The organism is Nocardia sp. AB354 (assembly GCF_049538315.1).
GTDB lineage: Bacteria > Actinomycetota > Actinomycetes > Mycobacteriales > Mycobacteriaceae > Nocardia > Nocardia nova.
Genome location: NZ_JBMVFU010000043.1, coordinates 1 through 24,534 on the forward strand (window position 1 = coordinate 1; position 24,534 = coordinate 24,534).

At 67.7% G+C, this 24,534-nt stretch carries 24 protein-coding genes; 11 read left to right on the plus strand and 13 right to left on the minus strand.

Going from position 1 to position 24,534, the window contains the following annotated elements; genetic code table 11:
- Positions 1-5: 5 nt before the first annotated feature.
- The 3 genes from ACPCUW_RS34260 to ACPCUW_RS34270 are packed head-to-tail and all read right to left on the minus strand — an operon-like array spanning position 6 to position 1,229.
- Positions 6-464 (minus strand): SRPBCC family protein, encoded by a 459-nt coding sequence (locus ACPCUW_RS34260; protein WP_423429509.1) that lies wholly within the window; start codon positions 462-464, stop codon positions 6-8.
- Entirely contained in the window at positions 461-811 is a 351-nt protein-coding gene (locus ACPCUW_RS34265) for an ArsR/SmtB family transcription factor (protein WP_064908765.1), read from the minus strand. The genes ACPCUW_RS34260 and ACPCUW_RS34265 overlap by 4 nt, the downstream gene beginning before the upstream one ends.
- A 43-nt stretch (positions 812-854) precedes the next feature.
- Positions 855-1,229, minus strand: a complete 375-nt coding sequence (locus ACPCUW_RS34270; RefSeq protein WP_104407522.1) for a nuclear transport factor 2 family protein — start codon at positions 1,227-1,229, stop codon at positions 855-857.
- A 127-nt stretch (positions 1,230-1,356) separates the two neighbouring features.
- Between ACPCUW_RS34270 and ACPCUW_RS34275 the strand changes: the two genes are divergently transcribed.
- The 5 genes from ACPCUW_RS34275 to ACPCUW_RS34295 all read left to right on the plus strand — a co-directional run bounded on the left by ACPCUW_RS34275 (position 1,357) and on the right by ACPCUW_RS34295 (position 8,002).
- Positions 1,357-2,337 (plus strand): RNA polymerase subunit sigma-70, encoded by a 981-nt coding sequence (locus ACPCUW_RS34275; RefSeq protein ID WP_423429511.1) that lies wholly within the window; start codon positions 1,357-1,359, stop codon positions 2,335-2,337.
- 232 nt (positions 2,338-2,569) lie between these two features.
- Complete coding sequence (locus ACPCUW_RS34280; protein ID WP_227463169.1) at positions 2,570-3,202, plus strand: TetR/AcrR family transcriptional regulator; 633 nt, start codon at positions 2,570-2,572, stop codon at positions 3,200-3,202.
- 48 nt (positions 3,203-3,250) lie between these two features.
- Positions 3,251-5,260 (plus strand): NAD-binding protein, encoded by a 2,010-nt coding sequence (locus ACPCUW_RS34285; RefSeq protein ID WP_423429513.1) that lies wholly within the window; start codon positions 3,251-3,253, stop codon positions 5,258-5,260.
- A gap of 119 nt (positions 5,261-5,379) precedes the next feature.
- Positions 5,380-6,240, plus strand: coding sequence for an alpha/beta fold hydrolase (locus ACPCUW_RS34290; protein WP_030518742.1), 861 nt, complete (start codon positions 5,380-5,382; stop codon positions 6,238-6,240).
- A gap of 121 nt (positions 6,241-6,361) precedes the next feature.
- Positions 6,362-8,002, plus strand: a complete 1,641-nt coding sequence (locus tag ACPCUW_RS34295; protein ID WP_063018547.1) for an MFS transporter — start codon at positions 6,362-6,364, stop codon at positions 8,000-8,002.
- Positions 8,003-8,004: 2 nt separating this feature from the next.
- Here the strand turns inward: ACPCUW_RS34295 and ACPCUW_RS34300 are convergent, their stop codons facing one another.
- Both ACPCUW_RS34300 and ACPCUW_RS34305 read right to left on the minus strand, forming a co-directional pair.
- Complete coding sequence (locus tag ACPCUW_RS34300) at positions 8,005-8,478, minus strand: SHOCT domain-containing protein (RefSeq protein WP_423429514.1); 474 nt, start codon at positions 8,476-8,478, stop codon at positions 8,005-8,007.
- Positions 8,479-8,802: 324 nt separating this feature from the next.
- The gene (locus ACPCUW_RS34305; RefSeq protein WP_423429516.1) at positions 8,803-10,887 is read right to left on the minus strand and encodes a prolyl oligopeptidase family serine peptidase; all 2,085 of its coding nucleotides are present in this window, start codon (positions 10,885-10,887) and stop codon (positions 8,803-8,805) included.
- 143 nt (positions 10,888-11,030) lie between these two features.
- On the opposite strand from ACPCUW_RS34305, the gene ACPCUW_RS34310 reads away from it, so the two are divergent.
- Positions 11,031-12,053 carry a dipeptidase gene (locus tag ACPCUW_RS34310; protein ID WP_423429518.1) on the plus strand — a complete coding sequence of 341 codons (1,023 nt, stop codon included), beginning with the start codon at positions 11,031-11,033 and terminating at the stop codon, positions 12,051-12,053.
- A 78-nt stretch (positions 12,054-12,131) separates the two neighbouring features.
- Positions 12,132-13,535: a dihydrolipoyl dehydrogenase gene (lpdA, locus tag ACPCUW_RS34315; protein WP_423429520.1), complete on the plus strand. Its 1,404-nt coding sequence runs from the start codon at positions 12,132-12,134 to the stop codon at positions 13,533-13,535.
- A gap of 66 nt (positions 13,536-13,601) precedes the next feature.
- Here lpdA and ACPCUW_RS34320 read toward each other — a convergent pair whose 3' ends face one another.
- Entirely contained in the window at positions 13,602-14,000 is a 399-nt protein-coding gene (locus ACPCUW_RS34320; protein WP_063032415.1) for a winged helix-turn-helix transcriptional regulator, read from the minus strand.
- Positions 14,001-14,116: 116 nt separating this feature from the next.
- Here ACPCUW_RS34320 and ACPCUW_RS34325 point away from each other — a divergent pair, with 116 nt between their 5' ends.
- Complete coding sequence (locus tag ACPCUW_RS34325) at positions 14,117-14,971, plus strand: SDR family oxidoreductase (RefSeq protein WP_423429522.1); 855 nt, start codon at positions 14,117-14,119, stop codon at positions 14,969-14,971.
- A 5-nt stretch (positions 14,972-14,976) separates the two neighbouring features.
- Here ACPCUW_RS34325 and ACPCUW_RS34330 read toward each other — a convergent pair whose 3' ends face one another.
- Positions 14,977-15,393, minus strand: coding sequence for a VOC family protein (locus ACPCUW_RS34330; protein WP_063018537.1), 417 nt, complete (start codon positions 15,391-15,393; stop codon positions 14,977-14,979).
- Positions 15,394-15,556: 163 nt separating this feature from the next.
- Here ACPCUW_RS34330 and ACPCUW_RS34335 point away from each other — a divergent pair, with 163 nt between their 5' ends.
- Entirely contained in the window at positions 15,557-16,372 is an 816-nt protein-coding gene (locus tag ACPCUW_RS34335; protein ID WP_423429525.1) for a TetR/AcrR family transcriptional regulator C-terminal domain-containing protein, read from the plus strand.
- A 19-nt stretch (positions 16,373-16,391) separates the two neighbouring features.
- Here the strand turns inward: ACPCUW_RS34335 and ACPCUW_RS34340 are convergent, their stop codons facing one another.
- The 3 genes from ACPCUW_RS34340 to ramB all read right to left on the minus strand — a co-directional run bounded on the left by ACPCUW_RS34340 (position 16,392) and on the right by ramB (position 19,314).
- Positions 16,392-16,931: a carboxymuconolactone decarboxylase family protein gene (locus tag ACPCUW_RS34340; protein ID WP_423429526.1), complete on the minus strand. Its 540-nt coding sequence runs from the start codon at positions 16,929-16,931 to the stop codon at positions 16,392-16,394.
- Between the two features lie 124 nt (positions 16,932-17,055).
- A complete protein-coding gene (locus ACPCUW_RS34345; RefSeq protein WP_393526428.1) occupies positions 17,056-17,757 on the minus strand; it encodes an alpha/beta fold hydrolase in 702 nt (233 codons plus the stop codon).
- Between the two features lie 147 nt (positions 17,758-17,904).
- Positions 17,905-19,314, minus strand: coding sequence for an acetate metabolism transcriptional regulator RamB (gene ramB / locus ACPCUW_RS34350; protein ID WP_030518729.1), 1,410 nt, complete (start codon positions 19,312-19,314; stop codon positions 17,905-17,907).
- Positions 19,315-19,407: 93 nt separating this feature from the next.
- Between ramB and ACPCUW_RS34355 the strand changes: the two genes are divergently transcribed.
- The gene (locus tag ACPCUW_RS34355; RefSeq protein ID WP_423429528.1) at positions 19,408-20,976 is read left to right on the plus strand and encodes an ATP-dependent DNA ligase; all 1,569 of its coding nucleotides are present in this window, start codon (positions 19,408-19,410) and stop codon (positions 20,974-20,976) included.
- A gap of 169 nt (positions 20,977-21,145) precedes the next feature.
- On the opposite strand, the gene ACPCUW_RS34360 is transcribed toward ACPCUW_RS34355, so the two are convergent.
- From ACPCUW_RS34360 to ACPCUW_RS34370, 3 genes are all read right to left on the minus strand, one after another.
- Positions 21,146-21,586, minus strand: a complete 441-nt coding sequence (locus ACPCUW_RS34360; protein WP_063018528.1) for a DUF4254 domain-containing protein — start codon at positions 21,584-21,586, stop codon at positions 21,146-21,148.
- 126 nt (positions 21,587-21,712) lie between these two features.
- Positions 21,713-22,378, minus strand: a complete 666-nt coding sequence (locus ACPCUW_RS34365; RefSeq protein WP_423429530.1) for a CatB-related O-acetyltransferase — start codon at positions 22,376-22,378, stop codon at positions 21,713-21,715.
- 191 nt (positions 22,379-22,569) lie between these two features.
- Complete coding sequence (locus ACPCUW_RS34370; RefSeq protein ID WP_423429531.1) at positions 22,570-23,601, minus strand: hypothetical protein; 1,032 nt, start codon at positions 23,599-23,601, stop codon at positions 22,570-22,572.
- Between the two features lie 103 nt (positions 23,602-23,704).
- On the opposite strand from ACPCUW_RS34370, the gene ACPCUW_RS34375 reads away from it, so the two are divergent.
- A complete protein-coding gene (locus ACPCUW_RS34375) occupies positions 23,705-24,343 on the plus strand; it encodes a TetR/AcrR family transcriptional regulator (RefSeq protein ID WP_423429533.1) in 639 nt (212 codons plus the stop codon).
- The last annotated feature ends 191 nt before the right edge of the window (positions 24,344-24,534 follow it).

Sequence of the window (24,534 nt, forward strand, 5' to 3'; positions counted from 1 at the left end):
TATTTCTATCGGTTCGACATTTCCCGGAGCCGTTCATCGAGGGTGGCGAGTTGCTCGCTCGTCCCGTGCTCGCGCCATTCCGGCTTTTCGTGGTCGTCGAGATAGGCCCCGTGTTCGGTGAGGGTCAGGCGGGTGCCGGTCGCGGTTTCGGCGAATTCGACCGTGGTGAGCGAGACCGTCACGACGGCGTCGTCCACACCCATCGTGGAGGTGTAGACGATGCGCTCGCCGGGGACGATCTCCTGGTAGGTGGTCGTGAAGGTCATTCGCTTGCCCTCGTGCACACCGGCGGCGATCTCGCGACCTCCGACGCGGAAGTCGAGTTCGTGCTCGGTGCCGGGTGCGCTGAACCACTCGGCCTTCCGATCCGGTTCGGCCCATGCGCCGAAAACCGTTGCGGGAGTGACGGGGTAGTCGCGTTCGAGGGTGAAGGTGGAATGGACCAGGGAATGCGTGGGCGTCATGACGACTCCTCGGGGTCGGGGTTGGTCCGCTCGGCGAGGGTGGCGCCGAGCGCGTCGAGGCGGCGTTCCCAGGGGGTCTGCCGCGCGTGTAACCAATCCTCGGCGGGCCGCAGCGCATCGGGTACCAGGTGGCAGGTGCGCACCCGGCCGATCTTCTCCGACCGCACCAGGCCGGCGTCCTGCAGTACCTGCAGATGCTGCACAACGGCCGCCAGGCTCATCTCCAGCGGCTCGGCCAGGGCACTGACTGCCGCCGGTCCCCGGCCGAGCCGCTCGAGCAGATATCTGCGGGTGGGGTCGGTGAGCGCCCGGAAGATCAGGTCCAGCCGCTCGGATTGGTTAAGCACCCACTTAAGTGTAGGAGTCTTGCCCTGATAGTCAAGTAGTTACTTAACTGTGGTCGTGCGCGCGTGCCGCTTCGAACGGCAGCCGGTCGAAGATGAAGCGGCTGGTGGTGATTCGGCCGTCGGCGACGGTGACCAGTTCCGCCGCGGGGGCGCTCGGTACCGGGAGGGTCGCGGTGTCGTAGCAGACGAGCGCGGTGGTCTCGTCCCCGAAGGCGGCGAACATCGTTGCGCCGGTGAGGATTCGGGTGAAGGGCTCCATGAATTCGCGGTAGGCCGCCGCGCCCTCGAGGCGTCCCGCGGGTGCGTCGCAGACGATGTCGTCGGCGATGTAGTTCATTGCGCGATCGATGTCCTTTCCGGTCCAGGCTTCGAAATAGGCGAGGGCCACTCGGGCCGCGGGGCTGTCGTCGGCGATCATGTCGTTCTCTTCTCGGGTCGATGGAATCGTTCCCTGATACAGACACCGGCCGGACCGGGAACGGACCGGTTGTCGGTGCCCGATGTGAGGATGGGGCTGTGAGGGATGGTGCTGTGAGGAAAGGACGATGACGGACTCGTCGATCGCGCGCGGTGTGGATGAGCGGACCTTTCGTGAGCTCACCGAGCCCTACCGTGCCGAGTTGCGTACGCACTGCTACCGGATGCTGGGGTCGATGTACGACGCCGAGGACGCGTTGCAGGAGACGCTGCTCGCGGCCTGGCGCGGGATGGGCGAATTCCAGCAGCGGTCGTCGGTGCGCACCTGGCTCTATCGGATCGCGACCAACCGGTGCCTGAATTTCCGCCGGGCCGCCCTGCGCCGGCCGGTCGCACCGTTGCCCTTCGACGCTCCGGAGCCGACGCGTCACGGCGAGGTGAGCTGGTTGCAGCCGTGTCCGGATGCGTTGCTGGACCCGCAGCAGGTGCTGACCGCGCGGGCCTCGGTCGAGTTGGCGTTCATCGCACTGCTGCAACAACTTCCGCCGCGCCAGGCCGCCGTCCTCGTCCTGCGGGACGTGCTCGAATTCAGTGCGGCGGAGGTGGCCGACCTGCTCGGGCTCACTCCCATCGCCGTGAAGGCCGCGCTGCAGCGCGCTCGGGAACGGCTGTCCCGCAACACGGGCGGGCAGCCGGGGCCGGCGCCGGAGTCGCCCGCGGAACGCAGGCTCGGCGAGCGCTTCGCGCGGGCCTTCGAGGCCGCCGACGTGGGCGCCGTGGTCGCGCTGCTCACCGACGAAGCCTGGCTGACCATGCCGCCGTGGCCCCACGAGTACCGCGGCCGCGCGGCGATCGGCGAATTCCTCCGCGGTATTCCGGCATTTCGGGACGGGGCACAGATCCGGCTGCAATCGGTGCGCGCCAATGGGCAGCCGGCATTCGGCTGCTATTCCCGGCGGGTGGACGGGACGTTTCGGGCGACCGGACTTCTGGTGACGACGTGCGGTCCGGATGGCATTTCGGCGCTCACGCATTTCCCGCCCGCCGAGAACTTCCCGCGCTTCGGCCTTCCGCTCGCGCTGCGGCCGCGCGGCACGACTATTTCCTGATGGAATCGTTGCGGAAATAAAACCTAGAAAATTCCTTCAAACTCTTCCGTTGTGTAGGTGTTATCGACTATCCTCCGTTTTGGCAAACCATCCGCGACATGAAGAGCGCAGTCATTGCATCGGCGCTCCGACCATAGAGACAACTTCCGGCTAACGCGCGGTCAGTCGGAGGTGTAAGCGAAGGGCCCGATCCATGACGAGGGAATCGGGCCCTTCGGTATTGTCTGGCGCAATGTCACAGGAAACGAACGCGGGTAGGATGTACGCCGGGCAGCCCGTAGAAGACCGGCAGCGGCAGCGACGTGCGCGTTTTCTGGAATCCGGACTGACTGTGTTCGCCAGAGACGGGTATGCCAATAGCTCGGTCGGAGCCATTTGCAAAGACGCCGGACTTTCCTCGCGTCAGTTCTACGAGGAGTTCACCGGGCGCGAATCGCTGCTGCTGGAACTCTACGAACAGATCGACCGGGAATCCCGGGACGCGGTGGTCGCCGCGCTGGACGCGCATGCCGATGCCAGTGCCATCGAGATCATCGACGCCGGGGTGCGCGCCTATATCGAGTCCATCGGGCGCGATCCGCGCAAGGCTCGCGTCGCTCTGGTCGAGGTGGTAGGCGCCGGGCCGAAGGTGGAGAAGTTCCGGTTGGAGCTGCGGCGCGCATGGGGTGCGCTGCTGGCCGGAGCGGCCGAAGATGCGGCGCTGCAGGGCGAGATTCCCAGCGGCGACTACGAAACGCGCATGCTCGCCATCATCGGTGCGGTGAATTACGTGGTCGACGAGTGGAGCGGTTCGGAGCCACGCCGGCCTCTCGACGAGGTGATCAGGGTGTTGCGCCGGGTCATCATGGGTGCGGTCAGCGCCTGATCGATGAAGCATCGTGCTGCCGAACGGGATTCGCTCTAGCATCGATACGTGCATGTTTCGCCGGGGGGCGGGCAGTCCCCGACATTCGTCGTCTGTGGCGACAACCCGCTCGTCCATCAGCTGGCACTGCAGCTGACCACCCGGTTCCCCGACGCCACCGTGACCGCGGTGCTGCCGAATCGCAACGGTAGCTACGTACCGCAGCTGGAGAAGCTGGACCGGGTCCGGATTCTGTGCGCCGAGCGCCTGGACGAAGCCGTTCTGCGCGCGGCCGGGGTGGAGCGGGCGCTGGCCCTGGCCCTGGTGGATCAGGCGGATGTGGAGAACTTCCACGCCGCGCTGCGCGCGCACGAACTCAACCCTCGGATTCGGCTGGTCATTCGAATGTTCAACACCGGCTTGGGTTTTCGCATCCGCCGGTTGTTCTCCGACTGTGTGGTGCTCTCGATCTCGGAGATGGCCGCGCCGTCGTTCATCGCCGCGGCCCTCGGCGAGAAGGCGCAGGGTTATCTGCGGCTGGGGGAACGCACGCTGTATGTCGCGGCGGTCGGTGATGCGCCGCCGGACCGGGTGGTGTCCGGACTGGCCGGCGGGCCCGGCGCAATCGCGTTGCGCTCGCCGCACGCACCGGCGGACCGGGTGCTGGCGCTGGCCGGGCGGGTGCCGTACTCCCCCGGGGCGCGGCGGCGTTGGCTGAATCAGCTGCGCTATCTGGTCCGCCACGATCTGATCCGGCTGCTGCTGGTGATGCTGATCATCATCGCGGCCGTGTGCGTCATGATGGTGTTGATCGGAAACAGCTGGGGCACAGCGGTATACGAAACGCTGCTGGATTCGGCGGGTGCGGCGCAGCCGGAGCCGGGGCGCGAACCGCTGTTCAAGATCCTGCAACTGGGGGTGGTCTTCACCGGGCTGGCGATGACGCCGGTGATCACCGCGCTGGTGGTGGGCGGAGTCCTGCGGGCGCAGCTCTCGGAATATTCGATCGACCCCTCGCGAATGGAAAACCACGTGGTGGTCGCGGGATTGGGCAATGTCGGGATGCGCGTGGTGGAACAGTTGCGTGACCTCGGCGTACCGGTGGTCGGGCTGGACTACGACGAGAACGCGCGCGGCATCGCGCTGGCTCGCAGCCTGGGGGTGCCGGTGGTGATCGGTCAGGCCACCTGGGAGGACACGCTGCGTGCGGTGGGTGTGCCGAAGGCGCGTGCGCTGGTCCTGCTGACCTCCAGCGACGCGGTGAATCTGGAGGCCGCGATGCTCGGCCAGTCCTACCGTGACGATCTGCGGGTGGTGCTGCGCGTCTCCGACGACGACCTGGCCGACCGGGTACAGCGCAGCCTCGGGAAGGCGGTGGTACGCAGCGTCTTCCAGTTGGCGGCCGACGGATTCGCCGCGGCGGTGGTGGAGCGGCGGGTGATTGCGACCCTGACGATCAACCAGGCCACACTGCTGGTCGCGGAGGTTCCGGTGGAGCCGGGATCGGCGCTGATCGGGCTGCGGATCGCCGACCTCGGATCGGCGGAGCACACCCGGGTCATCGCGGTGCAGCCGGCGGTCGGCGACGCGCTGGAATGGCAGCCCGCGGCGCAGAGGGCGCTCGCCGCGGGCAACCAGCTGGTGGTGGTGGCGACCCGGCTGGGGCTCGAGGAACTGCTGGAGCGTAGTTGCGCACCCGCGGTGAACGACACGGCACGCGAGGCCATCGTGGCGGCGGAAGCGCTGGTCGCGGACGCGGCGGAGGAATTGGTGGCCGACGCAGCAGAAGAGTTGGTGGCCGACGCGGCGAGAGAATCGGTCGCCGACGTGACAGAGGAATCGGTGGCCGACGCGGCAAGGGAATCGGCGGGCGGCGCGGCGGACGAATCGGTCGACGCGGCGAGAGGATCGGTCGCCGACGGGGGAATGGTTGCGGAGGTGGCGGGCCGGTCTGTCGCCGACGCGAAGGCCGAGGGGCTCGCCGGTACGCAGGGCGATGTCGCGGAGGACGCGGTGGATCCGGAGACCTGTCAGCGATCCGCGGACGGGTCGGCCGAGCCGGATGCGGTGGGTTCCTGAAGCGGTGAGCTCGTGAGGCGGTGGGCTCCTGCGGCTCGTGCACCGAGCGGCCTTGTGAGCTGGTGAAGAAGCGGGCCGGGCGTCGGCGGCCGGGGTGTGGCTCGCGGTAGCGTGCGCGTATGGAGACGATTCCGATCCAGATGCCGGACGGGTCGACGGTGCCGGTGCGGTTCGTCGCCGCGAGCGGTCCGCACCGGCATGCCATCACCGCGGACGCCCCGCGCCCGGTCATCGTGATCATTCCGGGCCTGGGTGTGCCGGGCGAGTACTACGGGGATTTCGCGCGGGAGCTGGCGCGGCGCGGATTCGATGCGGCGATCGGGGAATTGCGGGGTAACGGTGACAGCCGGCCGAAGCCGAGTTCGTCCAGTACCTACGGCTACCACGAGCTGGTGTCGGTCGATTTTCCGGCGATCTTCGAGGCCGTGCGCACCCGTTTCCCGGACAGTACGCCGATGCTGCTCGGGCACAGCATGGGTGGCCAGCTCGGGGTCATGTACGCCGCGCGGATCCGGGGTCGGCTGGGCGGGCTGATTCTCGTCGCCTCCGGCACGCCCTACTACCGGGGATACGGCGGAATCGCCCGCTCCGCAATGCTGGTCGGACCGGCCGCCATCTCGCTGACCGCGAACCTCGCCGGTTTCTGGCCGGGCGATCGAATCACCGCCGGCGGATTCGGCCGGCAGTCCAAGGTACTGATCTCCGATTGGGCGCGGCTGGCCCGCACCGGCCGGTTCGTGCCGGTCGGCGCCGATATCGACTACGACGAGCGCATCGCGCGGCTAACGCTGCCGGTCCTCTCGATCACCGTCGACGGTGACGATCTCACCCCGCGCAGTTCGGCCGCACACCTGCTGGAGAAGCTGCCCAAGGCCCGCGTGAGCACCTGGCACGAGCCGAAACCGTTGGGACACAACGGCTGGATCACCGATCCGGAAACGACCGTCGACCGCATCGAGAAGTGGGTGCGCGACCTGTAGCCGAACACCGCCGATTCCGGGGTCGCGAGTGCTTCAATAGACGAATGCGCAGGTGGGTCGCCCGCCGTAACCGGTGCTCCGGCCGTCGTCTCGCGTCGGCTCGACCACGAGCGCGGCGGGAATGACGACGCGGCCGGGCGCCGCCTCCGGATCCACACTCGTCTTGGCGGTGCTGGGTTCCGGTCAATTCCTGATGACCCTCGACAGTTCCGTCATGAACGTCTCGATGGCGACGGTCGCCCACGACGTCGGCACGACGATCACCGGAATCCAAACCGCCATCACGCTGTACACGCTGGTGATGGCATCGCTGATGGTCACCGGTGGCAAGGTCGGGACGATTCTCGGGCGGCGGCGGGCATTCGGCGTCGGATTGGTCGTCTACGGCGCGGGCTCGCTGGTCACCGGGTTGGCGCCGAATCTGGGTGTGCTGCTGCTGGGCTGGTCGCTGCTGGAAGGCATCGGGGCGGCGTTGATCATGCCGGCGATCGTGTCGCTGGTGGCGGCGAACTTCGCCCGCGAACGCCGCGCCGCCGCATACGGACTCGTGGCCGCGGCAGGTGCGATGGCCGTGGCCGTAGGCCCCCTCGTGGGCGGGGCGGTGACGACCTTCGCGTCCTGGCGGTACGTGTTCTTCGGCGAGGTCGTGGTCGTGGTCGCGATTCTGCTGGTGCTGCGCCGCGTGGCAGACGTACCGGCGCAGCGGGTGCACTTGGACCTTCTGGGTTCGGTGTTGTCGGTCGTCGGGCTGGGGGCCGTGGTGTTCGGGGTACTGCGGTCCAGCGAATGGGGATGGATTCGCCCACGCCCCGGCGGTACCGAGATCGCGGGTTTGTCGCCGGTGATCTGGTTGATCCTGGCGGGCCTGCTGGTGCTGTACGCCTTCCTGCGGTGGCAGAACCGGCTGGTGAGTTCCGGCCGGGAGCCGCTGGTCGACCCCCGGTTGTTCGGCAATCGCCGGCTCGGGGGCGGGTTGGCGATGTTCTTCGCGCAGTTCGCGGTTCAGGCCGGAGTGTTCTTCTCGGTACCGCTGTTCCTGTCGGTGGTGCTGGAATTGAGTGCGCTCGAGACCGGTGTGCGCATCCTTCCGCTGTCGATCGCGCTCGTCGCCGCCGCCGCGGGAATTCCCAAACTAGCGCCGCGGGCGAATCCACGGCGGGTGGTGCGCCTCGGCCTGGGGTCGATGATCATCGGAATTCTGTTGCTGGCCGGCGGCATGGATCCCGGAGCGAATGCCGCGGTGGTGGCGGTGCCGATGTTGTTCATGGGCCTGGGCCTGGGGGCCCTCTCCTCGCAACTGGGCGCGATCACGGTATCGGCGGTGCCGGATTCGCAGAGTGCGGAGGTCGGCGGGCTGCAGAACACCGCGACGAATCTCGGCGCCTCGCTCGGCACCGCGCTGATCGGCTCCATTCTCATCGCCACGCTGACCTCCTCGGTGATCAGCGGGATCGAGAACAACCCCGCGGTCCCGCCCTCGGTCGCGCAGCGGGCCGGAACCGAACTGGCCGATGGCGTGCCGTTCCTGTCGAATACCCAACTGCAACAGTCGCTCACCGCCGCCGGAGTCGATCAGTCGACCGCCGACGCGGTCGTCGCGGTCAATTCCGATGCCCGGCTGCTGGCGTTGCAGGTGGCCTTCGCGGTGACGGCGATGCTGGCCGTGATCGCGTTGTTCTTCACCGGCCGGCTACCGCGGCGTGCCGTCGGCTCCGATCCGGACGCCGACACCGCGGCCGGCGAGCGGACCGGAGCCGGGTAGCGCTACCTGGCTGCCAGATTGCCCCGGTCGACACCGCCCTGGTCGACATTGCCCTGGTCGACGCTGCCGGGTGCGGCATTGCCTGTGCCGGAGCCGTTGTGACCGAGCGCGCGGGCCTTCAGCTGGGCGAACTCGGTCGCGTCGATCGTCCCGGAGTCCAGCAGGGCCTTGGCGTCGGCGATCTGCTCGGCGGGCGACTTGCCCGCCACCTGGCGGATGTAGTCGTCGGCCGCCTGCTTGGCTTCCGCATGAGCGTGCTGGGCCCGCTCGGCCATGCCCTTTCCGCGCACGACCAGATAGACCAGAGCCGTGATGTAGGGGAAGATCACCAGGCAGATCACCCATGCGGCCTTGGCGATGCCGGAGACCGTGTGATCGCGGAACAGATCGGTCAGGATCTGGAACAGGATGATCAGGTAGGCCACGAAGGCGAACACCAGAATCGTGTACCAGACGTAGTCCCAGAACGTATCCATGATGTGTGTGCTCCTCTCGAGAACCCGCTACCGAACCGCGGTGGTCGGCGAGATGGCCGAATCGGTGAGTCGCTGACGGGCAAGCCGTTCGACGAGTTCCGGTAGGGCCGGGACCGGTGATCCGCGCAGGTCTCGGAGGGCGCTCGCGACAGCGATCTCGATGGCCCGGTGTGGCGCCCGACCGCTGTCGGTGTGCGCGTTGCGAATCCTGTCGTTTTCGGTCCCCGAACCGAGAATGGCAGTGCGATAGATCACGCTCCAGAGCCCAAAGGCCCTGGTCGCCGCGGGCCTTTGGTCATCTGTTTCGAGAGCGGGACGCGTCGGTCAGGCGGTGTTCCGGCGTTCGATCAGCATCTGGGTGAAGAACTCGTAGATCAGCGCGGATTGGAAGGCCATCTGCTTGTTGTCGGCCGCGCCGCCGTGACCGCCCTCGATGTTCTCGTGGTACCAGACGGTCCGGCCCTGAGATTCCAGCAGTGCCGCCATCTTCCGGGCGTGGCCGGGATGGACCCGGTCGTCGCGGGTGGAGGTGGTGAGCAGGATCGGCGGGTACGGGCGTGCCGGATCGGCCGCCATCGCGCGCTGATAGGGCGAATACTCGCTGATGTACTGCCACTCCTCGGGCTTGTCCGGGTCGCCGTATTCGGCGATCCAGGACGCGCCGGCCAGCAGCAGGTGGTAGCGCTTCATATCCAGCAGCGGCACCTGGCAGACGATGGCGCCGAACAGTTCCGGATAGCGGGTCAGCATCACGCCCATCAGCAGGCCGCCGTTGCTGCCGCCGACCGCACCGAGTTGTTCCGCGGTCGTGATATCCCGCGCGACGAGGTCTTTCGCGACCGAGGAGAAATCCTCGTAGACCTTGTAGCGGTTGGCCTTCTGCACCTGAGTGTGCCATTCGGGTCCGTACTCGCCGCCGCCGCGGATGTTGGCCATCACCCAGGTGCCGCCGCGTTCGAGCCAGCCCATTCCCGAGGCGCCGCTGTAGCCGGGGGTGCGGGAGACCTCGAAGCCGCCGTAGCCCGAGACGACGGTCGGGCCGGGCCGGTCCCTGTGGGCGCGGTGGCGAATCACGAAGTACGGCACCATGGTTCCGTCGTCGGAGCGCGCGAAGAACTGCTCGGTGTCGATGCCCTCGGCGTCGAAATACGCCGGTTCCCGCTTGAGGGCTACCGCCGGGCTGCCCACCGAACCCGCCAGCAGTGTCGCCGGGGTGGTGAAACCGCTTGTGGTGAGCATGAATTCGTCACCGCTCTCCAGCGGATCCAGATTCATGACGTTGGTGGTCGCCATCGGCGGGGTGTCGGCGAGCGGTTCGCGGGTCCAGCCCGCGCCCGGGACCGTCGCCGTGCCGGGAGTCAGGACGTACAGCTTGGTCTGCACGTCCTCCAGCGTGATCAGCAGCAGGTGGTTCTCGGTCCAGCCGTAGCCGTGCAGTGAGGTGTGCGCGTCGGGTTCGAAGACCACCTCGAAATCGCGTGCGCCGCCGAAGAAGTCGTCGATGTCGATGGCCAGCAGGGCGCCGGCGGGGTAGTTGCGCCCGCCCACCTCCCACGGCGATTTCAACTGCACCAGCAGCCAATCCTTGTACCAGGACTCGGAGGCGTCGGTGGGTACGTCGATATGGCGCAGCGTGCCGTCGGGGTCCAGCAAATAGACCGATTCGTTGAAGAAGTCGGTGGCGCGGGCGACGTAGTGGCGCTCGTATCCGGGCGTGCGGTCGTAGCCGGCCGAGACCATCACATCACCCGGCTCGCCCTCGAAGACGGTTTCCGCCTCCGACAGCGGGGTGCCACGGCGCCAGCGCTTGGCCAGCCGCGGATATCCCGAGTCGGTGAGCGTGCCGGGGCCGAAATCCGTTCCCACGTAGACGGTGTCGGCATCGATCCAGCGCACCTGTGATTTGGCCTCGGGCAGGTGGAAGCCGCCCGCTGCCGCCGGGCGGAATTGCCGTGTGGTCAGATCGAATTCGCGCACCACCTTGGCGTCCGCCCCGCCGCGGGACAGGCTGATCAAGGCTAGTTTCTGCTCCGGGCGCAGCACCGCCGCACCGCCCCAGACCCAGTTCTCGTCCTCGGCCGTGGCCAGGGCGTCCAGGTCGATGAGCACATCCCAGGCCGGATCGTCACCGCGATATTCGTCGAAGGTGGTGCGCCGCCACAGCCCGCGGGGGTGTTCCGCGTCGCGCCAGAAGTTGTAGAGCCAGGGTCCGCGTCGCGTCGGGTACGGGATGCGGGTGTCGGTGTCGAGCATGGCGAGGATGCGATGGTCGAGGGCGTCGAACCGGTCGGAGGTGGCGAAGCGTTCGATCACCACCTCGTTGTGTGCCCGCGCCCAGGACAGGGCACGTTCGCCGGTGACATCCTCGAGCCACAGGTACGGGTCGGTCGTTTGCTCGGCGCCGCTCATGGGTCACATTGTGGCCTACCGGTCGGTCCGCCGACGGGCGAGAGGTGCGGCGGGTGCGCCGCGCCGCCGTGTCCGGTCGCCGTGTGCGGTCACGACTCCGTACAGTTGCGGGACGCCTCGGCGACGCCGGAAGGAGGACCGCGGTGGCACATCCGCTCTGGGAGCAGCACTGCTGCCTGCCGATCCTTCCGTCCGCCGATGTCACCGAACTGACGCGCTATCCGGCCGGCTCATACCTGTCGGTGAATGTGGGGTACTCACTGCATTCGATCGAGGATGCGCTGGCCATGATTGACCTGCTGCGCCGGAAGGCGCTGGCGGACGGGCGTTTCCGGCTCGTCGAGTCCGTCGGCGACACCGAGGTGACATCCGGTCCCCGGGGCCGCATCGCGCTCGCCTTCGATCTGGAGGATTCGCGGCCGCTCGACGGCGATCCGGACAACATCGCGCTGTTCCATTCGCTCGGCGTGCGTTCGTTGCTGCCGACCTACAACCACGCCAACGCCGCCGGTGGCGGCTGCCTGGACCCCGACGATCGCGGCCTGACTCCCTACGGCCGCACGATCATCCGCACGCTCGGCGAGGTCGGGATGTTCGCCGACGGGTCGCATTGTTCGCGGCGGACCGGACTGGATATCGCCGAGGTCGCGGGTGGGCCGATCATCTACAGCCACTCCAATTTCGCGGCGCTGTGGCCGCATCCGCGCAATATCGGCGACGACCAGGCGCGTGCCTGCGCTGCGACCGGTGGGGTGATCGGGATCAACGGCGTCGGAATCTTTCTGGGCCGCAACCGCGTCGAGGGGCGGGCCGCGCGCATCGAGGCGATGGCCGACCACATCGCCTACGGTGCCGATCTGGTCGGTGTCGAGCACATCGGGATCGGTTCGGACTTCTCCTTCGACGGAGACCAGTTCAACGCGGAGATCGCGGCCGCGCCGGAGAACTTCTCCGAGGACTACACGCGGTGGGGGCCGCTGCAGTGGGTGCCGCCCGAGGATCTGCTCGGACTGTCGTGTCTGGGGATGGATGTGGACAACCCGGACGCCCGCCCCGGCGTCGCCGGACTGGACGAAGTCCTGGCCCGCAGGGGTTTCATCGACTCCGAACGCGCGGCGATCTTCCACGGCAATTTCGCCCGTGCCGCACGAGAGGTCTGGAAGTAGACGCACGCTGTGGCCACCCTCTCAGCCCTGCGGGGGATGGATGAGTGAGCTTTCGGCAACAGCGCTAGGCTCGTTCCCGTGACTTCCCACTACGATGTCGTCGTTCTCGGCGCTGGTCCCGGCGGTTACGTCGCCGCGATCCGCGCCGCTCAACTCGGCCTGCGAACAGCGATCGTCGAGCAGAAATACTGGGGTGGCGTGTGCCTGAACGTCGGGTGCATTCCGTCCAAGGCACTGCTGCGCAACGCGGAGCTGGCCCATATCTTCACCAAGGAAGCGAAGACGTTCGGTATCTCCGGACAGGCGAGCTTCGACTTCGGTGCCGCCTTCGACCGAAGTCGTAAGGTCGCGGACGGCCGGGTCAAGGGCGTCCACTTCCTGATGAAGAAGAACAAGATCGACGAGTTCGACGGGAAGGGCACCTTCGCCGACGCGAACACCCTCTCGGTCGAGCTGAGCAGCGGCGGCACCGAAACCGTCACCTTCGACAACGTCATCATCGCCACCGGCACCGAGACCAAGCTGCTGCCGGGCACCTCGCTGTCGCAGAACGTGGTGACCTACGAGGAGCAGATCCTGACCCGGGATCTGCCGGGGTCGATCCTGATCGTCGGCGCGGGCGCGATCGGTATGGAGTTCGGGTACGTCCTCAAGAACTACGGCGTGGACGTGCGGATCGTGGAGTTCCTCGACCGCGCGCTGCCGAACGAGGACGCCGATGTCTCCAAGGAGATCACCAAGGCGTACAAGAAGCTCGGCATCACCATCACCACCGGTGCCTCGGTGCAATCCATCGAGGACAACGGTTCCAAGGTCACCGTTTCGATCAAGGACAACAAGTCCGGTTCGGTCGAGACCGTCACCGTCGACAAGGTGCTGCAGGCCGTCGGTTTCGCGCCGCGGGTGAAAGGCTTCGGCCTGGAGAACACCGGTGTGCAGCTGACCGAGCGCGGTGCCATCGCGATCGACGACTATATGCGCACCAACGTGCCGCACATCTACGCCATCGGCGATGTCACGGCGAAGCTGCAGCTGGCCCACGTGGCCGAGGCGATGGGTGTGGTCGCGGCCGAGACCATCGGGGGCGCCGAGACGCTGCCGCTGGGCGACTACCGGATGATGCCGCGCGCGACGTTCTGCCAGCCGCAGGTCGCCAGCTTCGGCCTCACCGAACAGCAGGCGCGCGACGAGGGGTACGACGTGAAGGTCGCGACCTTCCCGTTCACCGCCAACGGCAAGGCGCACGGCCTGGGCGATCCGACCGGTTTCGTGAAGCTGGTCGCCGACGCGAAGTACGGCGAGCTGCTCGGTGGCCACCTGATCGGCCCGGATGTGTCGGAGCTGCTGCCCGAGCTGACGCTGGCCCAGAAGTGGGACCTCACCGTCAACGAACTCGCGCGCAACGTGCACACCCACCCGACGTTGAGCGAGGCGCTGCAGGAAGCGTTCCACGGTCTCGCGGGTCACATGATCAACTTCTGATCTCCGCGCCGACGGCCCGGTATCGGCGAATACGCCTGGTACCGGGCCGTTTTCGTGTCCGGGTGATCAGTCGCGGTGGTAGATGTCCTGCGCCGCTGAGATGACGTCGATGTTGTCCTCGAGAATCGCGATCAGGCCGTACAGCTGATCGGCGACCTGTTCGCCCAGTTCGGTGAGGGTGTATTCGACGCGCGGGGGGATGGTCTGCTGGACCTCGCGGTGAATCATGCCGTCGCGTTCGAGGGCCTGCAGGGTTTGCGACAGCATGCGTTCGCTGATGCCGTCGACCCGGCGCCGCAGCGCGCTGAAACGGTAGGGACCTTCACGCAGCGCGACGAGGGCCAGTGCGCCCCAGCGGCTCGCGACATTCTGCAGCACCGGCCGGGAGCGGCAGTTGCGCGCGAAGACGTCGGCTTCCAGGGTCGGATCGGCGTCGTCCGCCGATCGCAGTTGCCGGCTCGTCATGCTCTCGATGCTACCCATCGCTGCGGTAGTGAACTTTTCATCTGTAGTGCGGGAATATCAGGTACTAACTAATAGTTAGTGCAAATGTTTCGTACACCAGAGCTGGAGGTTGGGTTATGACCGTCGCCGTCACCGGGGCAAGCGGGCAGTTGGGCCGTCTCGTCGTCGAGGCGCTGTCGAACAGGAATGCGGGGCCCGTCGTCGCGGTCGTCCGGGACCCGGGCAAGGTCGCCGACCTGGCCGAGCGCGGTGTGCGGGTGCGGCAGGCCGCCTATGACGATCCGGAAGCGCTGGACCGCGCCCTCGCGGGTGTTGATCGGCTACTGCTGGTGTCCGGCAACGAATTCGGTGCGCGGGTCGACCAGCACACCACTGTCGTGCGCGCCGCCGAGCGGGCCGGGGTGCGGCTGCTGGCCTACACCAGCATTCCCCGCGCCGAGCGGAATCCGATGATTCTCGCGCAGGAGCATCGCGGCACCGAAGAGGTGATCGCGGAATCCGCTGTGCCGCATACTTTCCTGCGTAACAGCTGGTACTGGGAGAACTATCTGAACGGTCTCGGCGCGACTCTGGAATCGGGCGTGCTGTACGGCTCGGCCGGGGCCGGACTGGTCTCCGCCGCCGCACGAGCCGACTACGCCGAGGCTGCCGCGGTGGTTCTGACCACCGAAGGTCATGCGGGACAGGTCTACGAACTCGGTGGCGACGAGCATCTGTCGCTCGCCGATGTGGCGCGGGTGATCTCGGCGGCGTCCGGCAAGCCGGTGCGGTATCAGGATCTGCCGCAGGACGAGTATGTGGCGGGATTGGAAAAGGCCGGTGTGCCCGGTGATTTCGCGCGGGTGCTGGCCGATTCCGATGCCGGACTGCGTGCGGGATGGCTGGATGTGACCAGCGGCGATCTGCGGAAACTGATCGGCCGGCCGTCGACGTCCGCGGCCGAGGTGCTGAGTGACGCGCTCGGCCGCTGACCAGGTCAGGATCCGGTCGCGCCCGCGGCGTAGGTGCTCGGATCGCCGACCCACTGGACCAGTTGGATGATGATGCCGTTGGGGTCGACCGCCTGGAAATAGCGCTCGCCCCACGGCTCGGTCTCGATCGGTGTCACGATCTCGACCCCTTCGGCTCGCACGCGCTCGTATTCGGCGTCGATCTCGTCGACCGTGAAGACGATCAGCAACCCCTGGCCGGCCGCACCCGCGACGCGGGCCGGTTTGAACGTGTCCAGCCCGGTGCGCAGGAAGATCACGTGGAATCCGGCGTCGGGGCGGGTCAGCGAGACGAATCCGTCGGCCGACATGTCGACGGTGAATCCGAAATGGGTGCCGAGGAATTTCGCCGACGCGTCCGGGTCGGCAACGTTGAGCGAGACGGCGGATGCGGTGATGTTCACGGTCCTCCTCGGGGCGGGCGCGCGGCACGGTGCCGCGCTATCCGATAATTCTCTACTAAGTATACTGTACATGGTAGAGAGTTATTCCCGTCGCGCGCGCGACTCGATACGATGCGCACGACGCCGAACCGCGGCGGCACGGCAGGCGAGACCGGGAGATCGGGTGCGAGAGAATTCGGCCGAGCAGCGGCCGCGCCGGGCGCGCGTCGCCGGTGAGCGATCCAGCGCCGGCGATCCCGCTCGCACGCTGGAGTTGCTCTGGCGGCAGCCGGGCCGCGCGTCCGGGCGCGGCCCCAGACAGCGCAGCAGCGTCGACGAGGTCGTGGCGGCGGCGGTGGATATCGCCGATGCCGAGGGGCTGGAGGCGCTGACCATGCGGGCGGTTGCCGCGAAACTCGGGCTGACTCCGATGGCCACCTACACCTATGTGCCCGGTAAGGCCGAGCTGCTCGACCTCATGCTCGATGCGGTCTACGGCCGGATGCCGCGCACGGACCTGACCGGAAAGTCGTGGCGCGAACGCGTATGCGCCGTCGCGCAGGACAATCGCTCGATGCTCGCCCGCCACCGCTGGGTGGCCGCGGTGCCGACCACCCGGCCACCGCTGGGTCCGGGCCTCGCCGCGAAATACGACCACGAACTGAGCGCCTTCGACGGGCTCGGACTGAGCGATGTCGAGATGGACGCGGCGTTGACCTACCTGCTCGGCTTCGTCACCGCGGTGGCGCGCATCGCGATCGATACCGATCGTGCGGCCGCCGACAGCGGGCTGTCGGATCGCGAATGGTGGAAACGCACGGCCCCGGTCCTGGAACAGGTCTTCGATCCGCAGCGTTATCCGCTGGCCGCGCGGGTCGGCTCGGCCGCCGGACAGGCTCACGACAGCGCCTACAGCGCCGAGCACGCCTGGAATTTCGGTCTGGGGCGCGTCCTGGACGGCCTGGCCGTCCTCATCGAACGGTCCGAGGCGTCCGACTGACCCGCCGAGTCCGTCCGGCTCAGTGGTCGGTCTGGATCCGAAGGGTGGTGATGGTGCTGGCCAGACCTTCGTATTGGTTTGCCAGCAGGACGATTTCGACGAGGCGCTTCTCGTCGTAGTGCTGCGCCAGGGCCGACCAGGTGGCATCGTCGACGTCGCGAGTAGTGACCAGTTGGTCCACCGCGGTCAGCAGCGCGCGTTCCTTGTCCGACCAGCCCTCGGCTTCGGGCCCGGTGCGCAGGCGCGCCAGGATGTCCTTGGTGACACCGGCGCGTTTGCCCAGGCGGATGTGGTGGTCGGTCTCGTATTCGCAGTTCCGCAGATGTGCGACGCGCAGGATGACCAGTTCGGTCTGGTAGCGCGACAGTTTGCCGCCGGGCATCAACCGGCCGGAGAAGTGCAGCCAGCCGCGGAACAGGCCACCGGTGCGGCCGAGCGTGCTGAACAGGTGGGCGTCGTCGGTACCCGCCGCGCGGGAAAGCACCTGCCAGACAACCCAATTCACCGGGCCCAGTTCGCGCAGGCGACCGGGTGCGATCCGTGGCTCCGTCGACACCATGCCCCACGCTAACAAAAATGACGCGCACCGGTGGCTGCCTCGCTGGACCGTCGCGCGTACCTGCGGTCTCGGCGAGCTCCGCGGGGCCCGGGCCGACAGATTCCGGCTGTCGGCCCGGGGCATATCACCGCTGAGCGGCGAGCAGGATCAGGTCGGCCACGGCGCTGGGGTCGGATACGGAAACCGCGTGCGACGCTTGGACTTCGACGGTGTGCGCGCCCGCCCGTTCGGACATGAACCGCTGCGACTCCACGGGGATGTTCTTGTCTTCGGTGGTGACCAGGGAATAGGCCGGGACGGCGCGCCATGCGGCTGCCGAAGCCGGCTGCTCCAGCGCGGCGAGCGCGACCGGGCGCTGGGTGATCGCCATCGTCGCGGCGACGTCGGCCGGCACGTCGGCGGCGAACTGGGCGGGGAATTCGTCCTGGCGGATGTGCAGTTCGGTGCCCGCCGCCCCGGGAAGCGGATGGGCGACGGTGGTGGGTGCGAGCGTGGAACCGGGGAATTTGCCGGTCAGCTCCAGGGCGTTCTCGCCCTCCGCGGGAATGAAGGCCGCGACGTAGACCAGGGCCGTGACCGCGGGCTTGTCGTGCGCGGCGACGGTGATGACGCTGCCGCCGTACGAATGACCCGCCAGAACGATCGGGCCCTCGACGGTGTCGAGGACCGAAGCCACGTAGGCGGCATCGGTGTCGAGTCCGCGCAAGGGGTTGGCGGCGGCCAGCACGGGGTAGCCCTCGGCGCGCAGGCGTGCGATGACGCCGTTCCAACTCGAGGAATCGGCGAAAGCGCCGTGGACGAGGACGATGGTCGGCTTCGTGGTCATGGACATGCTCCTCTGGAGGATCGGATCGCGGCTCCTCGAGTCTCGATCACTCGCCGTGGCCTCGCCCCTCGCTGTGGGCCAGGTATCCACTGAATCGGGACATCGCCCGATTCGCGCGAAATATGCCGGAGTTCGGTGGCCGTCCGCTCAGCGCAGGACGTACGGCGAGATCGAGCTGCGGTGCTCGCTGATGTCCAGGGACTTGCCCAGCGGCGGGAACGCGCGCTGCGGACAGTTGGCGCGTTCGCAGACACGGCAGCCGGCGCCGATCGGGGTGGCCTGGGGATCGGTGAGGTCCAGGCCGTCGGCGTAGACCACGCGTCCGGCATGGCGCAATTCGCAGCCCAGGCCGATGGCGAAGGTCTTGCTGGGCTGCCCGTAGCGGGTGGCGCGCCGCTCGACCGTGCGCGCGATCCACAGATATTTGCGGCCGTCGGGCATCTGGGCGATCTGGGTCATGATCCGGCCGGGATAGGCGAAGGTCTCGTACACATTCCACAGCGGGCAGGTCCCGCCCGCGGAGGAGAAGTGGAATCCGGTGGCGGACTGGCGTTTCGACATGTTTCCCGCGCGATCCACGCGGACGAACGAGAAGGGCACCCCGCGCAGTTTGGGCCGCTGCAGGGTGGAGAGCCGGTGGCAGATCGTTTCGTAACTCTGCGCGAAGAACGCCGACAGCCGCTCGATGTCGTAGCGGAAATCCTCGGCCACCTCGTGGAAATGCGAGTACGGCAGCACCGTGGCCGCGGCGAAATAGTTGGCGAGGCCGAGTTTCGCGAGCGTACGGGTGTCCTCGGAGGCGAAATTGCCCTCTTCGACCAATTTGTCGATCAGATCACCGCATTCCAGATATGCCAGTTCCGTGGCCAGTTTGAACACGCGCTGACCGCCCGACAGATGCGGGGCGATCTCGAGCTTGCGGGCCTCGGGGTCGTAGCGGTGCAGCACACCCTCGCCCAGGTCGATCCGCTCCACGATCTGCACGCCGTATCCGGTGGTGAGCCGGCGGGTGAGCTCGCGTCGCAGATCACCGCCGTGCAACCGCATGCGGGTCGCCAATTCCTCTGCGGCGGTATCCAATTCGTGGATGTAGTTCTGGCGCTGATAGAAGAAGTCGCGCACCTCCTCGTGCGGACGGGAGATGGCGCCCGAGCCGCTGCCGTCGGAGAAGCGGTCCTCGGTGGCCGCGGCCAGCTGCGCGGTCGTGTTGCGGTAGCGGCGGTGCATATTCACCAGCGCCCGGGCCAGGCTGGGATGGGCCGAGACCATATCGGCGATCTCCTGCGCATCGGCCTCGATGCCGAGTTCGGTGTCCATCACCACCTCTTGCAGCTCGGCGATCAGGCGAGTGTCGTCCTGGGAGGCGAAAAAACTGGTGTCTACGCCGAACACCTCACTGATCCGCAGCAGTACCGGTACCGTGAGCGGACGCACGTCGTGTTCGATCTGGTTGAGGTAGCTCGCCGAGATCTCCAGCTTCTTGGCGAGTGAGATCTGGCTCAGCCCCCGTTCGGTGCGCAGCTGTCGCAGTCGCGCCCCGACGTAAGTCTTGGCCATATGCCCAGACTATGGACCTTTCGCAAAGCTGCCAATGGAGAATTAGCAGTGGACTCGAGCTATATGTCACACCGAGCGGCTACCGTCGAGTCCGTGCTGCTTTCGGATGTGGTCGCGGCGTCGGAATCGGTGCGGGCATCGGCGTCGCGCAAGGTCAAGATCGCGGGTCTGGCCGAACTACTGGGCCGGGCCGAATCGGACGAATTGATGCCGGTCGTCGCGTGGATATCCGGTGAGCTACCGCAGGGCAGGCTGGGCGCGGGCTGGCGTACGGTCGCCGGCATCGAGGTGGAGCCCGCGCTCGAATCGACGCTCACCGTCGCCGCGGTCGATCAGGCGCTGACGGAATTGGCGGCCGTCGCCGGATCCGGATCGGTCGCGCGGCGGCGGGAACTACTCACCGCCCTGCTCGCTCGGGCGACCGGCGACGAACGCGCCTTCTTGATTCGCCTGCTGACCGGTGAGCTGCGCCAGGGCGCGCTGACCGCGATCGTCGCCGAGGCGGTGGCCCAGGCGGCCGACGTGCCGTCCGAGCTGGTGCGGCGGGCCTATATGCTCTCCGGCCGCCTGCCGGTGACCGCCGCCGCGGCCATCGCCGGCGGCGCGGAGGCGCTGTCGGAATTCCGGCTCGAGGTCGGCCGTCCGATTCAGCCGATGCTGGCCTCGCCCGGCGCCGCACTCGACGATGTGCTCGGTGAATTCGAGGGTGACGTGAGCGTGGAGCACAAACTCGACGGTGCGCGGATTCAGGTGCATCGCAAGGGCTCTCAGGTCTGGGTGTTCACGCGCACGCTGCGCGACATCACCTCCGGCGTGCCGGAGCTGGTGCAGCTGGTCTCCGAATTGCCTTGTGACAGTGTGGTTCTCGACGGCGAGACGCTGGCGCTCACGGACTCCGGCCGACCGCGTCCGTTTCAGGAGACGATGAGCCGGTTCGCCGCCGACCCGGCCTCGGAGGAGCCGCGACTGACGGTGAACTCGACCAGGGAACTGCTGTTGCATCCGTACTTCTTCGACTGCCTGCATCTGGACGGCCGGGATCTGCTCGATGCCCCGCTGCGCGAGCGGCGCGTGGCGTTGGCGAAAGTGGCGGGCGCGCAGATGATTCCGGCGCTGATCGATCCGGAGCCAGAGGCCGTCGCCGAATACTTCGACGGTGCGCTCGCCGCGGGGCACGAGGGCATCATGATCAAATCGCTGTCCGCACCGTATGCGGCCGGACGCCGCGGCCGGGCGTGGCAGAAGATCAAACCGGCGCACACCCTCGACCTGGTGGTGCTCGGCGCCGAATGGGGATACGGCCGCCGCACCGGCTACCTGTCGAATCTGCACCTGGGCGCGCGCGATCCGCACGGGGGCGATCCGATCATGGTCGGCAAGACCTTCAAGGGGCTCACCGACGCGCTGCTGCAGTGGCAGACCGCGGAATTTCCGCGCCACGAGCGCGCCCGCGACGGCCACACCGTCTATCTGTGGCCGGAGTTGGTCGTCGAGATCGCCCTCGACGGGGTGCAGACCAGCACGCGCTATCCCGGCGGCGTGGCACTGCGGTTCGCGCGGGTCGTGCGGTATCGGCCGGACAAGGAGCCCGCGCAGGCCGACACGATCGACGCCGTGCGCGCGTTGATGCCCGCCGGACCGGAGGTGGGGGCGACCGCCTGACGGGAGGCGTCGGCTTGCCAGCCGTTTCACAGGAACATCCGGGGCTATCTCGAGGATGTCGGCGCAGGATCGGTGTGTCGGGTCGTCCGATGCGGATCGACTGCCCTGATCCGCTCATCAGCCATCGGCGGCGTCGGTCCCTCGCCCGCGCCGCCGTTCGGCCGGTGGTTCATTCCTCTTCGCGGTGACCGCTGAGATCCGGCAACCGGCACAGGCCGGCGGTCACCTCGCCGGCCAGATGGTCGTAGGCCACCGCCAATTCCGACAGCCGCCGCCAGGCGTCGTGCATGACGTATTCCGGTTCGTGCGTCAGCGTCAGATAGGCCAATGCGGAGAACTGGGCGAGCCGGTCGATCACCGTGCCGACCGTTTCGGTGTGCATGCGTGCGCCGCCGTGTGCCCGGGGTAATTCGGTGGCGACCCAGCGATCGATATCGGAAACCAGTTGGGCCCGATCGCGATCGATGTCCAGGGTCGGCCCGGGCGCGGCGGACAGTCTCTGCTCGTGCAATTCGCTGAGGCGCCACGCGCATTTCAGCACGGGGTGACCGTCGTAGGTCAGACCCCGGCAGGCCTCGAGCAGGAGGTGTTTGGGTGGGAGCGATTCCACGACCGTAATACTCCACGCCCAATGTTTCTGATTGGCATCGCTGCGTCGGTGAGCTCGGCCGAATGCCGCTGAGTGTCAGTGCGTTCCGCTGTTCGAGAGATGGGGGTGGGTGATTCGGGCATGCGGTTACTCGGTTCGGGAGGGCTGTGCGGGTGCCGCTTTCTCCAGGTCGTCGACGGTGCCGGACATGATCGTGCGGACGTGCTCGTCGATGTGCGCGAGCGGCCAGTCCCACCAGGCGAGGGCCAGCAGGCGGTCGATGTCGGCCGCGCTGTAGCGGTGGCGGATGAGCCGGGCGGGATTGCCGCCGACGATGCCGTAGTCCGGGACGTCGGAGGTCACCACGGAACCGGCGCCGACGATGGCGCCGTGACCGATGCGCACTCCGGGCAGCACCGTGGCGCCGTAACCGATCCAGACGTCGTTGCCGACCACCGTGTCGCCGCGATTGGGCAGCTCCATGAGGAGGTCGACATGCTGGGACCATGCGCCACCCATGGTCGGGAACGGGAAGGTCGAGGGCCCGTCCATGCGGTGGTTGGCGCCGTTCATGATGAATCGCACGCCGGTGGCGAGGGCGCAGAACCTGCCGATGACGAGCTTTTCAGGACCGTAGTGGTAGAGGACACTGTGGGTTTCGAACGCGGTGGGATCGTCCGGATCGTCGTAGTAGGAGTATTCGCCGACCTCGATCAGCGGCGAGGTGACGAGGGGTTTCAGCAGGACGACTCGCGGCTGCCCGGGCATCGGATGCAGCGTGGTGGGAGGCGTGACGGGAAGTTGTTCGGGCATGCGGAATCCCTTCTGTCCGTGGCTGATCGGAAAGTGCGAAAACCGCGACTACCGCTTTGATGCGACGAATGTTGCTTCCCGATGATGGCATACTCCCTCGGGCGGGGCGTGCACCGCACGAGAGGCCGCGGCGGGCCGCCGCCGCGGCGGTGCCGGCGGCGCAGGCGGGTGCGTTCGCCGCGGAGTAGGGATTACGCGTCGCTGCCGTAGAACTCGGCGACGGCGGCGAATGCGGCTTTGGGTTCCCAGGTCATATCCGGGTAGGTGGTGCCGTGGCGGTCTTCGAATACTTTCACGATGCCCAGCCCGGCGAGGTCGAGGTCGTCGCGGGGGGCGCCGTCGGGTCGATGGGGATGGCTGTGGAGCGCGAACAGGAACACGAAAGCGGAGTCCACACCCTCACTGTCGAAGATCTCGAGCAGGTCGCTGAGATAGGCGGCCTGCCCGGCCTCGTCGCGCACATAGTCGCCGTCCAGCCGGACCGGCGCACCCGTGACGGGGTCGTATTCGACGATCTCCATACTGCGCGGCGCCACATCGGCCGAACCTCGCCAGGTCGCGGTGCCGAAACCGGTGATCGCCAACGGTTTTCCCTGAGCGACCAGGGCGCGCACGCCGTCGCGAAACCGGTCGGCGACCTCGGCCGAGCGAATCAGCTCGACGGAAACGAAATCGAAAGGCGCCCAGTCGATCCGCTCGTACGGGATCGCGCAGTAGGTGAGTTTGCCGAGGAAGTGGCGCCGCACCGCGGCCACCGCGTCGCGCAGGAAGTCGTCGAGGCGGGCGCTCACCTCGGCTATCCGGTCACTACGCTCGCCGGGCTCGGAGAACAGGTGACCGACGCGATCCATCGCGGTCTCGCCCGGTAGGAAGCCGCGGTTCATCAATGTCAGTTCGACGCCGGTGACGAAGACGACCTCCGCGCCGGTGCGGCGAATGCGCTCGGCGCGCTGCGCGCACTCGCTGAACAGCGCGAGGATCTCGGCGGTCGTCAGCTCCAGCGGGTACGGCGAGAACCAGACCTCGAGGCCCAGCTCCGCGGCGTAGCCGGCGGCGAGTTCCAACCGCTCCGGGTCGCCGCCGGTGATCTGGACGGCCGTGCAGTGCAGATCGTCCCGAATGACGGCCAGTTCCCGGCGGACCACCGCTGGGTCGAACTCCGGCCGGGACGTACCGCCGTTGCGGACGAACCCGGTGTCGTAGGTCATTCCTTTGCCTCGCATGGATGGGCCCTTCTGTCTGGCGCGAGTGGGTACGTCACCAAGCTAAGCGCAAAAAGTGCGTGCACGCAATTTTGCGTGGACGCAGATATGGCATGATGGACCCGTGACCACGAGAGCCGTGACGACGAAGACAACGGGCTTGCGGGAGCGCAAGAAGCAAGCCACCCGGGTGGCGCTGCGCGAGGCGGCGCTGCGGCTGGCCCTCGAGCGCGGGCCGGACAACGTGCGGGTCGAGGACATCGCCGAGGCCGCCGGGGTATCGCCGCGGACGTACAACAACTATTTCTCCAGCCGGGAAGAGGCGATCGTCGCCGCCGTCGGCGCGGACCGGGAGGCGCGGGTCGCCGCGGCGATCGCCGGGTATCCCGCGGGTGCGCGTTTGGCCTCGGCCGTCACCGAGGCGATCGTCGCGCAGTACTCCGATCCGGGCGACGAACATCGAGACGCACTGGTGCTGATCACCACTCACCCGGCGCTGCGCACGGCGTTCCTCGGCGCCACCGCGGCGATCACGCCCGCACTCGAGGATGTGATCGCCGCACGGGCGGCGGACGCCGGCGGGCTCACCGCGCGGGTCCTCGCCGCCGCCGTCGCGGCCGCCGTCCGCGTCGCCCTCGAACAATGGCTGCGACCGGTCGAAAGCATCGCCGGCTTCGTCGTGACCGCCGGATCGCTGCCCGAGCAGCTGCGGGCGGCGCTGGCTCCGCTCGACCCGGCATTCGACGCGGCCGAGGGCAGGTGACCGCGCACCCCGCGGGGGTGCGCGGTCACCTTCAGCCCAGATCCGCCGCCGCGGATTCGTTGCCGGACAGGCTGATTCCGAGATTCGCGGCGGCACGCTCGAGGTCCTCGTCGTCACCGTCGCGCATCTCGATCGCGGCGCCGTCGGAGGACAGTACTTCGACGTTGAGGCACAGCGACTGCAGTTCCTTC

What these genes read in the sequence shown, in the direction of transcription:
- ACPCUW_RS34260 (WP_423429509.1), bottom strand. Translation starts at nt 464, where the DNA reads ATGACGCCCACGCATTCCCTGGTCCATTCCACCTTCACCCTCGAACGC.
- ACPCUW_RS34270 (WP_104407522.1), bottom strand. Translation starts at nt 1,229, where the DNA reads ATGATCGCCGACGACAGCCCCGCGGCCCGAGTGGCCCTCGCCTATTTC.
- ACPCUW_RS34275 (WP_423429511.1), top strand. Translation starts at nt 1,357, where the DNA reads ATGACGGACTCGTCGATCGCGCGCGGTGTGGATGAGCGGACCTTTCGT.
- ACPCUW_RS34280 (WP_227463169.1), top strand. Translation starts at nt 2,570, where the DNA reads ATGTCACAGGAAACGAACGCGGGTAGGATGTACGCCGGGCAGCCCGTA.
- ACPCUW_RS34290 (WP_030518742.1), top strand. Translation starts at nt 5,380, where the DNA reads ATGGAGACGATTCCGATCCAGATGCCGGACGGGTCGACGGTGCCGGTG.
- ACPCUW_RS34295 (WP_063018547.1), top strand. Translation starts at nt 6,362, where the DNA reads ATGACGACGCGGCCGGGCGCCGCCTCCGGATCCACACTCGTCTTGGCG.
- ACPCUW_RS34300 (WP_423429514.1), bottom strand. Translation starts at nt 8,478, where the DNA reads ATGGATACGTTCTGGGACTACGTCTGGTACACGATTCTGGTGTTCGCC.
- ACPCUW_RS34305 (WP_423429516.1), bottom strand. Translation starts at nt 10,887, where the DNA reads ATGAGCGGCGCCGAGCAAACGACCGACCCGTACCTGTGGCTCGAGGAT.
- ACPCUW_RS34320 (WP_063032415.1), bottom strand. Translation starts at nt 14,000, where the DNA reads ATGACGAGCCGGCAACTGCGATCGGCGGACGACGCCGATCCGACCCTG.
- ACPCUW_RS34325 (WP_423429522.1), top strand. Translation starts at nt 14,117, where the DNA reads ATGACCGTCGCCGTCACCGGGGCAAGCGGGCAGTTGGGCCGTCTCGTC.
- ACPCUW_RS34340 (WP_423429526.1), bottom strand. Translation starts at nt 16,931, where the DNA reads ATGGTGTCGACGGAGCCACGGATCGCACCCGGTCGCCTGCGCGAACTG.
- ACPCUW_RS34345 (WP_393526428.1), bottom strand. Translation starts at nt 17,757, where the DNA reads ATGACCACGAAGCCGACCATCGTCCTCGTCCACGGCGCTTTCGCCGAT.
- ramB (WP_030518729.1), bottom strand. Translation starts at nt 19,314, where the DNA reads ATGGCCAAGACTTACGTCGGGGCGCGACTGCGACAGCTGCGCACCGAA.
- ACPCUW_RS34365 (WP_423429530.1), bottom strand. Translation starts at nt 22,378, where the DNA reads ATGCCCGAACAACTTCCCGTCACGCCTCCCACCACGCTGCATCCGATG.
- ACPCUW_RS34370 (WP_423429531.1), bottom strand. Translation starts at nt 23,601, where the DNA reads ATGCGAGGCAAAGGAATGACCTACGACACCGGGTTCGTCCGCAACGGC.